This window comes from Candidatus Liberibacter asiaticus, from assembly GCF_000590865.3.
Classification (GTDB): Bacteria; Pseudomonadota; Alphaproteobacteria; order Rhizobiales; family Rhizobiaceae; genus Liberibacter; species Liberibacter asiaticus.
Window position 1 is genome coordinate 144766 of record NZ_CP010804.2, and the last position, 10713, is coordinate 155478.

Below are 10713 nucleotides of genomic sequence, written 5' to 3' on the forward strand. Positions count from 1 at the left end.
CAAATCAATTCCTAATATCCCTATAATATTTCACACCCGTTATAAAGGAATTGAAATAATTAACGTAAATCCCATATCGATTTTAATGAGCTACTGATCTGCCATCTTTACCAACAACAATACCCTCTACAGATAAAGGAATTGATTTGTTACCTTCACTTTCAAGAGGATCTGGCATCCTCAATAATGCATGTTTTAGAACTTCTCCCATAAAAGAAACGGGTATAATTTCCAATCCATTTTTAACGTTTTCAGGAATATCCATCAGATCTTTGATATTCTCTTCAGGAATAAGGACTTTTGTCACACCTGCTCTCAGGGCGGCAAGAAGTTTTTCTTTTAATCCCCCTATAGGCAATACCCTCCCACGAAGCGTTAATTCACCCGTCATAGCAACATTCTTATAAACGGGGATACAAGTCATAATAGAGACTATCGCAGTCGCCATAGCAATACCAGCGGACGGGCCATCTTTGGGAGTAGCACCTTCTGGGACATGAACGTGTATATTAATCTCATTAAATGCAGAAGGAATAATGCCAAAAGTTGTAGCCTTTGATCTTACATAAGAAGACGCTGCTAAAATAGATTCTTTCATGATTTCCTTAAGATTACCTGTAATCGTAATTTCTCCTTTGCCAGGCATGATGACTCCTTCTACCGTCAGTATCTCACCCCCTACCTCAGTCCAAGCTAATCCTGTAACAATACCAACCTGATCCTCTCCTTCTATTTTACCATACTTATAACGAGGAACACCCAGATAATCCTGTAAATTATTTTCATTAATAGAAACGGTTGTATCAGAATTTTTTACAATTTTTGTTACTGCTTTACGCGCTATCTTCATCAATGCGCGCTCAAAACTACGAACCCCCGCTTCATGTGTAAACAGGCGAATTATATCTAATAACACGCCATCGCTAATACAACACTCTTCCTGTTTCAGCGCATGTTCAGTCAAAACTTTTTTAACAAGATGATTTTTAGCTATTTGTAATTTTTCTTCTTCGGTATAACCAGCAATACGGATAATTTCCATACGATCCATCAAAGGAAGAGGAATATTTAGCGTATTAGCCGTCATGATAAACATAACATCGGATAAATCATATTCAACTTCTAAGTAGTGATCAACAAATGAAGAGTTTTGAGCAGGATCCAACACTTCTAATAATGCTGCAGATGGATCCCCTCTAAGATCAGATCCCATCTTATCTATCTCATCAAGCAATAGCAAAGGATTACTTCTTTTTGCTCTTTTAAGTGACTGTATAATCCTCCCCGGCATCGAACCTATGTAAGTCCTACGATGTCCCCTAATATCTGCTTCATCATAAACACCACCAAGAGACATCCGTACATACTGACGTCCTGTAGCTTTTGCAATAGATTGAGCTAATGACGTTTTCCCGACGCCTGGAGGCCCTACAAAACAAAGAATCAATCCTTTATTTTTAATAACACGCATTTGCACTGCTAAATACTCAATAATGCGCTCTTTAACTTTTTCAAGTCCAAAATGATCCTGATCAAGAATACGAATAGCAAAATCAAGATTCTTTTTAGTCTTTGATTTTTTGTCCCACGGAACACCTAAAAGCCAATCTAAATAATTACGTACAACGGAGGACTCAGCAGAGAGAGGATTCATCTGTCGTAGTTTCTGCAATTCAGATAAAGCTTTTTCACGCGCTTCTTTTGAAAGTCTTATTTTAGAAATACGGGCTTCAAAGTCGCTTATTTCATCGCGACCTTCTTCACCATTATCAAGTTCTTTTTGAATTGCCTTCATTTGCTCATGCAAGTAGTACTCACGCTGAGTTTTTTCCATCTGACGTTTAACACGAGAACGTATACGCTTCTCAACTTGTAAAACAGATATCTCACTCTCCATGAAGACAAGCAACATCTCAAGACGCTCTTTAACAGAAACAGCTTCCAATATTTTTTGTCTTTCAGCTACTTTAATTGACAAATTAGCAGCAATAACGTCAGCTAGTTTTGAAAAACCTTCAATTTGGGACGTTATCCCTATCACTTCGGGAGATATCTTTTTGTTCAATTTTATGTAATTACTAAATTCGGCGATAACAGAACGGCTAAGTGCCTCAAGTTCAACTGGATCTTCAGTAGGATCTGGCAATACCTGAGTAATAGCTTCTAGAAAATCTTCACGCTCTATATATTCAACAATACGCGCTCGAACGCTTCCTTCTACCAAAATTTTTACAGTACCATCGGGTAACCTGAGAATTTGCACTATATCCACTATAGTACCAATTCTATAAACAGAAGAAGCAATTGGATTTTCATCATTTGAATTCATCTGAGTAACAAGAATAATTTTCTTATGAGAATTCATCGCTTCATCAAGGGCACGAACGGATTTCTCTCTCCCCACAAATAGTGGAACAATCATATAAGGGAAAACTACAATATCACGCAATGGCAGAAGTGGATAGATTATACCATCAGCGCCACAACGATCTTTACTTTCGTCTTCACACGTAACATATTCCCTTTTTTCATCGCTTTGATTCAAAACCACCCACCGAAATAAACAATTAATAATACCATGATTAGAGATTTATAAACGTAACCCTAACCTTTGATCACACCAAATATATCTAACGAATAAAAAAGAGTACAGAAGAGTCACTAAGAAAAATATCCTCCAGACCTGCTATCGTTAGAAATCAGTACATCATCCTATTACTAAATCACATGTACACCATAATCTAACTTTTTCATCTCCTTAAAAAATTTCTCAATCCTTTTAACATTTCAATGATAAATACTTAGGCAGAAACATTAGCCTTTTCATCTCTTCTATCGGTATACACATTAAGGGGACACGCTTTACCTTTGACAACATCATCAGAGATAATCACACTGCTGACTCCCTTTAACATAGGTAATTCGAACATAGTATCAAGGAGTATTTTTTCTAATATAGAACGTAAACCTCGAGCTCCCGTCTTATGAGCGATCGCACATCTAGCGATTTCTCTCAAAGCATCCTCATGAAAGACAAGCTCTACATCCTCCATATCAAAAAGACACTGATACTGTTTTATTAAAGCATTTTTAGGTTCAGATAGAATCCTAATCAGAGAATTCTCATCAAGATCTTCAAGGGTTGCCAGCACTGGAAGACGCCCTATAAATTCTGGAATCAACCCAAACTTCACTAAATCTTCCGACTCAAGATTACGCAATACTTCACCAACAGGACGATTATCTGAATCCTTGACGACAGCAGAAAAACCTATTGATGCTTTTTCTCCTCGCGCAGATATTATCCGATCCAATCCTGCAAATGCTCCGCCACAAATGAACAAAATATTTGTCGTATCTACTTGCAAGAATTCCTGTTGAGGATGTTTCCTGCCTCCTTGCGGCGGAACAGAAGCAATAGTTCCTTCCATAATCTTCAAAAGAGCTTGCTGAACTCCTTCTCCAGAAACATCCCGCGTAATAGAAGGATTATCCGATTTCCGAGATATTTTATCCACTTCATCAATATAAACTATACCACGCTGAGCACGCTCTACATTATAATCTGCAGCTTGCAATAACTTGAGAATAATATTTTCAACGTCTTCACCAACATAACCAGCTTCTGTCAACGTTGTCGCATCAGCCATTGTGAAAGGAACATCAATGATACGCGCCAGCGTTTGAGCCAGATAAGTCTTACCACATCCCGTAGGACCAACCAAAAGGATATTAGATTTGGCAAGCTCGACATTACTACTCTTGGAAGAATGCGCCAATCTTTTATAGTGATTATGGACAGCAACTGCCAAAACCTTTTTTGCTTGCCCTTGTCCAATGACATACTCATCAAGAACCCGAAGTATCTCTTGTGGATTTGGAATACCTTCATGTGACTTGGTAATAGAAGACTTGTTCTCTTCACGAATAATATCCATGCACAATTCAACGCATTCATCACATATGAATACAGTAGGACCTGCAATTAATTTGCGTACTTCGTGCTGACTCTTACCGCAAAAGGAACAATAAAGTGCGTTCTTTGAGACACTACCATTATTACTGGCTTTACTCATAGAATCCCCCTTTAATTAGCAAGCTACTAAAAAGTATTTCAAATAGACTAGAAGATATCAATAATTTTTCAGTTATACGAACACTACGACTTTCTGTTACCATAAAATACATCTTTCTTAACCAAAACACCTGTGCTCTCGTATTTATACACAATTTTAAAATATCCACTGGTGGATATCAGCAACGCATATAAAAGATAATTAACGCAGATTACGCCACACTGGCCTATCAAATCTCTCCACTATTTCTACAAAAGATAAAGAACTCAGAGTATCTATTTGCTCTTTTCTTCAATATCAATTCGAGACATCAACACCTTATCAACAACACCCCAATCACATGCCTCCGAAGCTGACATGATGTGATCACGATCTAATGTCTTTTCAACCTCTTCATATGTCTTACCACAATTTTTAACATATATCTCATTTAAACGACGCTTGATTTTAACAATGTCTTGAGCATGGCGTTCAATATCAGAAGCTTGACCAGAAAATCCCCCAGATGGTTGATGCAGCAGGATACGTGCATTAGGCAATGCAAAGCGCATCCCTTTTTCCCCTGCAGACAAAAGCAAGGAACCCATAGAAGCTGCCTGCCCCATACAAAAAGTCGAAATGGGAGGCTTGATGAACTGCATAGTATCATAAATCGCCATTCCAGCGGTTACCACCCCTCCTGGAGAATTAATATATAAAGATATTTCTTTTTGCGGATTTTCTGCTTCAAGAAACAAAAGCTGGGCACATATAAGCGTAGCCATATGATCTTCAATCTGACCAGTGACAAAAACAATACGCTCTTTAAGCAAACGGGAATAAATATCATAAGAACGTTCTCCCCGATTAGTTTGCTCCACCACCATTGGAACAAGACCTAGAAAAACATCCTCGGAATCCTTTTTTGCACATCCCTCAAAACTCATTCTTCAAAGACTCCTTGTCGACAGTTCATATGCACTCAAAAATATATCTCCTCAACATCGATCAATCTTCATGAATCGACCCTTTGGGATATCACCACAACTTCGACCCAACCTTTCACATAAATCCCTATGAGAAGGTTAACACAAAGTAGAAAAACAACAATTCTTCAATGATAGCAACCAAAATTCATCGTATCCACTTTTGAGCAATCATTATAACGGAAGCAAAGTTTGTTACAATAACTATATCACTTTATTAAGCTATGATTTAGTCTATTAATTGATTTGATCATCATGGTAATGTGAAAAAACGCAAGTAAATACCGCATTTTAAAGGAATATTTCCTTTAGAAATCATCACACTATTCTCCCAAAATTTACCTAAACACATAAGTAATTTCATTGATTAAAACCTTAAGCGTTTTCAAAAAACAATCGCGACCCCCTAGTGAAAAATTCTCGAAATGATGATAAATAACTTGCCACCCTAGGATAAAACACGAGCTCTACCATCAAAAATAACCCCGACGAACTCCTAAAAACCTGTTGCCTTTAGTACTCATGTTTTAAAAGGAAAAACCAGACAACACCTTACAAAACAATAGAAGACTATAATCCCAAAAGTTAGTACTTACTTATGCCCCAGATAAAACTCTACTAGAACGAGATAGTTTATCTTTTTCATACTCTTCAAAATTACCCTCAAACCATTCAACGTGGCCATTCCCTTCAAAAGCCAAAATATGCGTTGCTAGACGATCTAAAAACATACGATCATGGCTAATAATGACAGCACATCCTGCAAAATTTTCTAGCGCATCTTCAAGGGCAGATAATGTTTCTGTATCCAAATCATTCGTAGGCTCATCAAGCAAGATGACATTGCCACCACTTTTGAGAATTTTTGCCAAATGAACGCGCCCTCTTTGCCCTCCAGAAAGAGAACCTATCCTCTGCTGTTGATCTCCTCCCTTGAAATTAAAAGCACTACAATAAGCGCGCGAATTTATCTCATGTCCGTTAAGTTTGACGATATCATCCCCCCCTGAAATATCTTCCCAAACTGTTTTCTCTGCCTCTAAAGAATCTCTGCTCTGATCAACATAACTCAAACATACTGTTTCCCCGACATGAATCGTACCAGAATCAGGACTTTCATCTCCCGTTAGCATACGGAACAAAGTCGTTTTCCCAGCTCCATTAGGCCCAATCACACCCACGATTCCCCCAGGAGGTAACTTGAAAGAAAGATTGTCAATTAATAGGCGATCATTATAAGACTTTGAAATGCCTTTAGCTTCAATCACCACATGACCCAAACGCTTTCCAACAGGAATAATAATTTGAGCGTTACCAGGATGACGATGCGCGGCAGATTCCACCAACTCTTCATAAGAACGAATCCGAGCTTTTGATTTAGACTGCCGTGCTTTAGGAGAGGAGACAATCCAGTCTCGCTCGCGCTCTATTGCTTTTTGACGAGAGATTTCTTCACGATTTTCCTGTGCCATACGCTTGGCTTTCATTTGCAAATATGCGGAGTAATTTCCCTGATAAGGAATTCCTTTTCCACGGTCAACTTCTAAAATCCAATTCGTCACATTATCTAAGAAATACCGATCATGCGTAACCATCAAAACAGCACCAGAATATTCCCGCAAATATTTTTCCATCCACGCAATAGTTTCCGCATCAAGATGATTAGTTGGTTCATCAAGCAATAAAAGATCTGGGGAAGAAAGCAATAACTTACAAAGCGCAACACGCCTCTTTTCTCCCCCAGAAAGAGAAGTAATATTTAAACCATCAGCTGGACAATGCAGAGATTCTATAGCCACCTGTACTTCAGTCTCAAGATCCCACAATCCTTTGCTATCAATAATATCTTGTAACTTAGCAATTTCTTCTTCTGTCTTTTCAGAATAATTCATCATCAGTTCATTATAACGATCCAAGATAGCCTGTTTATGTGCGACTCCTTCTATAATATTTTCTTTCACTGTTTTAGAAAGGTCTAATTGTGGCTCCTGTGGCAAATAACCAACCGTAAAACCAGTTGCCAACCAAGCTTCTCCATTATATTCCTTATCAATACCAGCCATAATCCGTAAGATAGTCGACTTCCCAGCACCATTAGGTCCAAGAATTCCTATTTTCGCATCCGGATAAAAAGAAAGATTAATATCGTCTAAAACCTTCTTGCTTCCAAAAACCTTACTAAGGCCTGCCATGTGATAGATAAACTTACGCGCCATATAAAAATACCTTTACTTTTTAATTGAGTTTTAGTCCAATTATGCTACTAGATCAACAACCGAGCAACCAATTAACTGGAATCAGTTGTCTGCCAGCACTAGAAATAATATCTCTTGGCATTTAATGAAGAATAGGATCAAAATTACATGTCACAAAAGACATTTCTAACCGAAGATGAAACAATACATAAATCTGTTCACTCATATAATCAAACACACAAAACCCCTCGTGCTATCATACTGGCATGCCAGAGCATAGAAGAGAACATTGAAGACTACAATGATTTCCGTGAGTATTTTGCAGAAGAAAATGTAGCCGTGTACATATATAGCTATCGTAATACCATAAAAACAACCTCTGATTATCTCCGAGATTATCCTAAAAACACTAGTGATACAACAATTGTATGCGATGTAATGAAATTACGCACATTGATTTCAGAAAAGCACGGCAACACATCCGTTCTCCTCTTCGGATATTCACTCGGCACAATTATCGCTTTATCAACGTTGCTTAAGTATCCACAAAAATTTTCTGGCATTGCCCTATGGAATCTTGATCTGTGTTTTGAAAAGTACAGTTGTATGCTGATGACACTGCTTTTAAAAATAGAAAAGTTTTTCAAGGGATCAGATACTCCAAGCAGACTTATGCGTCATCTCACCACTGATCTGTGGAATCGAAACAATCAAAATTGGAAAAATTTTCTAAAAGATCATTCCGTAAAGAAGAATTCCCAAAATTATATATTAGACTCTAACCACATACCGATATCAGTATGGTTAGAATTTATGTCAATGGCCACCGATATAAGCTCCCGAGGATCTTTCAATCCATTATCTAGATTCATACCTTTTTGCCTTATTGGAGGAGGAAATGTCTCTTCAAAGATTGAAGATCTTACTCAAACATATAAGCTCACGACTAGATTACAAAACGAAGAATTTTACGATATATCTTTAATGAGCTTGCCGCCCACAATGCACTCCAATGATCCGCACAATGTTTTTCCTCCTCCAGCAATCAAAAAATTGCGTAATTGGATAGTGAATTCATATTTACCAAAGGTGATACCCCTCATATCTCAACATAAAAAATAGGTTTGATATTCTTAAAAATAAAAACATCAATGTGTTGACACCACCTTAAAAGCCACCAAAATTGTTTTTCACATCTAATATTTCATCTAAAAATTGTAGCAATGGTATTATGAAAAACTCTTTCGAAAAAATTATTTGCAACATAAACATTCGCAACATCATCAAATAAATAACCTAATCAACAAATAAAAATGTATACAGAAACCATTTTTAAGTTGACCATTCGCATAGATTCGCATACGATTGGTAGACGAGCACTTCTGTGGAAGATCTCTGAGAGCGCGTAGCTCAGTCGGTAGAGCGGTCGGCTTTTAACCGGTAGGTCCTGGGTTCGAACCCCAGCGCGCTCACCAATATGCATTCGTCAGTGCATCATACAGAAATCGTAAATGTTAGAAATCCACTTGTACTAAAAATAGTATACAAATGCGCTAAGAAAATGTTCATCAATATACGTAGTAACCCTGTCGTTACCCTCCTAATTTAAAGGGCATAAATGATGAAAATTGGAAATTTATAAAGCTTCGGAAGAAGAATTTATTCCCTATCATTCATGCTACGGTTTGTTGTTTGAAAAAAACCTTATTCTTGTATGGATCATACTTTTCTCATACAATAGGAAGATCAGTTGTGCTCTCTAAGAATTCGGTGTTTTTGACGATCCCAGTCGCGTTTCTTCTCAGTTTCACGCTTATCATAATTCTTCTTACCTTGAGCAAGGGCAAGATCAATTTTTGCAAGTCCTTTTGCATTAAAATAAATTTTCATAGGAACAAGAGTCATACCATCGCGACGTACAGCCGCATACAAACGATGTATTTCTCTTTTAGACAGCAATAGTTTACGATTTCTACGCGGATAATGATTAAAACGATTGGCTTGAAGATATTCTGGGATATAAGAATTTGTTAACCAAATTTCATCATTTTCAAAAGTAGCATAAGAATCGGAGATATTAACTTTTGATACCCGCAACGACTTCACTTCGGTTCCCGTTAACACGATACCAGCCTCAAATGAGCGAACAATATGATAATTGTATCGAGCTTTTCTATTGTCAGATACCACCTTTTTAGGCGGATTGCCACGAGATTTCAAACTCACATTCTCTCCCCAACATCATATCGTCAAGACCTACTTTTGTGATAACACGGACTGACATAGAACTACTCAATACACTATCCTAGCCGCTCAAGCGCTTGATCGATAGCGATCATAGTATCCTTCTCAAGAGTTGATACCATCGGTGACCGCACCGCTAAAGATACATTCCTTCCCAAACGAGACAAAGCATATTTCACACAACATACAGCAGGCTCCATAAACAGTGCTTGATGTAGAGGCATGAGTTTATCTTGATATAAAAGTGCTTGACGATAATCCCCTCGAATCATTGCTTGTTGGAATTCAGCACAAATCCTTGGCACAACATTAGCTGTCACGGAAATACATCCAACACCTCCATGAGCATTAAATCCCAAGGCCGATGAATCTTCTCCTGACAACTGAATAAAATCAAAACCACAAGAAAGACGCTGTTCTGATACTAACTCAATCTTTCCTGTAGCATCTTTTACCCCTACTATATTAGGATAGGTTGCTGCCAATTCCGCCATCGTATCCACATCCATTTCAATAACCGTACGACTTGGATTATTATAGATATAAATTGGCGAACTTACCGTAGTCGCTATCTCTCCAAAATGAGCTAAGAGTCCCCTTCTATTAGGTTTATTATAATAAGGAATAACAACCAATAAAGCATCAGCGCCGATACTGTGAGCATATTGAGCCAATTCAACCGATTCTCTTGTATTATTAGAACCAATCCCCGCCATCACAGGCACACGACTCGCAACTGTTTTAACACATAATTCGATGATTCGACAATGTTCTTCATGCGATAACGTCGAAGATTCTCCTGTCGTACCAGCAGGGACAAGACCTCCAGATCCCTCAGTTATTTGCCATTCAATATGCTCTACAAAAGCATCTTCATCAATTAAATTACCCTTTGTAAAAGGCGTAATCAAAGCAGGTATAGACCCTCGAAACATTACAATACTCCATAGAAGCTATCTGTAAACGATACCAAAAAAACAAGAAAAAATAGCAAAACATGTGAAAAATCACCCTATAGTACTCTGATATAGTATATTTATCTATATTGAAATAGAGTAGACAATAATTGACTCTTCATATTTTAGCCTATCTAAGATCTTTCAACCCCCCTGATCTTTTTATAGCTTTACAGTTATCTTCTCAATTTCATCATTAACAGGAAACAAAACTAGTGAAATAATTTGATCTTAATCTCCTCTTCATAAGAATATTTGGATTTTCTAAAGATTCTGC

Annotated in this window: 7 protein-coding genes and 1 tRNA gene; 2 read left to right on the plus strand and 6 right to left on the minus strand. The window is 37.6% G+C overall.

Features of this window, described 5'->3' with window-relative positions; genetic code table 11:
- Positions 1-82 precede the first annotated feature (82 nt).
- From lon to ettA, 4 genes are all read right to left on the minus strand, one after another.
- Positions 83-2470: an endopeptidase La gene (gene lon / locus CD16_RS00710; protein WP_171816666.1), complete on the minus strand. Its 2388-nt coding sequence runs from the start codon at positions 2468-2470 to the stop codon at positions 83-85.
- 331 nt (positions 2471-2801) lie between these two features.
- Entirely contained in the window at positions 2802-4076 is a 1275-nt protein-coding gene (gene clpX / locus CD16_RS00715; RefSeq protein ID WP_012778490.1) for an ATP-dependent Clp protease ATP-binding subunit ClpX, read from the minus strand.
- A 275-nt stretch (positions 4077-4351) separates the two neighbouring features.
- Entirely contained in the window at positions 4352-5002 is a 651-nt protein-coding gene (locus CD16_RS00720; protein WP_012778491.1) for an ATP-dependent Clp protease proteolytic subunit, read from the minus strand.
- A 635-nt stretch (positions 5003-5637) separates the two neighbouring features.
- Positions 5638-7257 (minus strand): energy-dependent translational throttle protein EttA, encoded by a 1620-nt coding sequence (gene ettA, locus CD16_RS00725; protein WP_012778492.1) that lies wholly within the window; start codon positions 7255-7257, stop codon positions 5638-5640.
- A gap of 147 nt (positions 7258-7404) precedes the next feature.
- Between ettA and CD16_RS00730 the strand changes: the two genes are divergently transcribed.
- On the plus strand, positions 7405-8358 hold the full coding sequence (locus CD16_RS00730; RefSeq protein WP_012778493.1) for a serine aminopeptidase domain-containing protein: 954 nt from the start codon (positions 7405-7407) through the stop codon (positions 8356-8358).
- A 277-nt stretch (positions 8359-8635) separates the two neighbouring features.
- Positions 8636-8711 (plus strand) — tRNA-Lys (locus CD16_RS00735).
- 271 nt (positions 8712-8982) lie between these two features.
- Here CD16_RS00735 and smpB read toward each other — a convergent pair.
- Positions 8983-9462 (minus strand): SsrA-binding protein SmpB, encoded by a 480-nt coding sequence (gene smpB / locus CD16_RS00740; protein ID WP_012778494.1) that lies wholly within the window; start codon positions 9460-9462, stop codon positions 8983-8985.
- Positions 9463-9536: 74 nt separating this feature from the next.
- Positions 9537-10415, minus strand: coding sequence for a 4-hydroxy-tetrahydrodipicolinate synthase (gene dapA / locus CD16_RS00745; RefSeq protein ID WP_012778495.1), 879 nt, complete (start codon positions 10413-10415; stop codon positions 9537-9539).
- Between the last annotated feature and the right edge of the window lie 298 nt (positions 10416-10713).

What these genes read in the sequence shown, in the direction of transcription:
- clpX (WP_012778490.1), bottom strand. Translation starts at nt 4,076, where the DNA reads ATGAGTAAAGCCAGTAATAATGGTAGTGTCTCAAAGAACGCACTTTAT.
- CD16_RS00720 (WP_012778491.1), bottom strand. Translation starts at nt 5,002, where the DNA reads ATGAGTTTTGAGGGATGTGCAAAAAAGGATTCCGAGGATGTTTTTCTA.
- ettA (WP_012778492.1), bottom strand. Translation starts at nt 7,257, where the DNA reads ATGGCGCGTAAGTTTATCTATCACATGGCAGGCCTTAGTAAGGTTTTT.
- CD16_RS00730 (WP_012778493.1), top strand. Translation starts at nt 7,405, where the DNA reads ATGTCACAAAAGACATTTCTAACCGAAGATGAAACAATACATAAATCT.
- dapA (WP_012778495.1), bottom strand. Translation starts at nt 10,415, where the DNA reads ATGTTTCGAGGGTCTATACCTGCTTTGATTACGCCTTTTACAAAGGGT.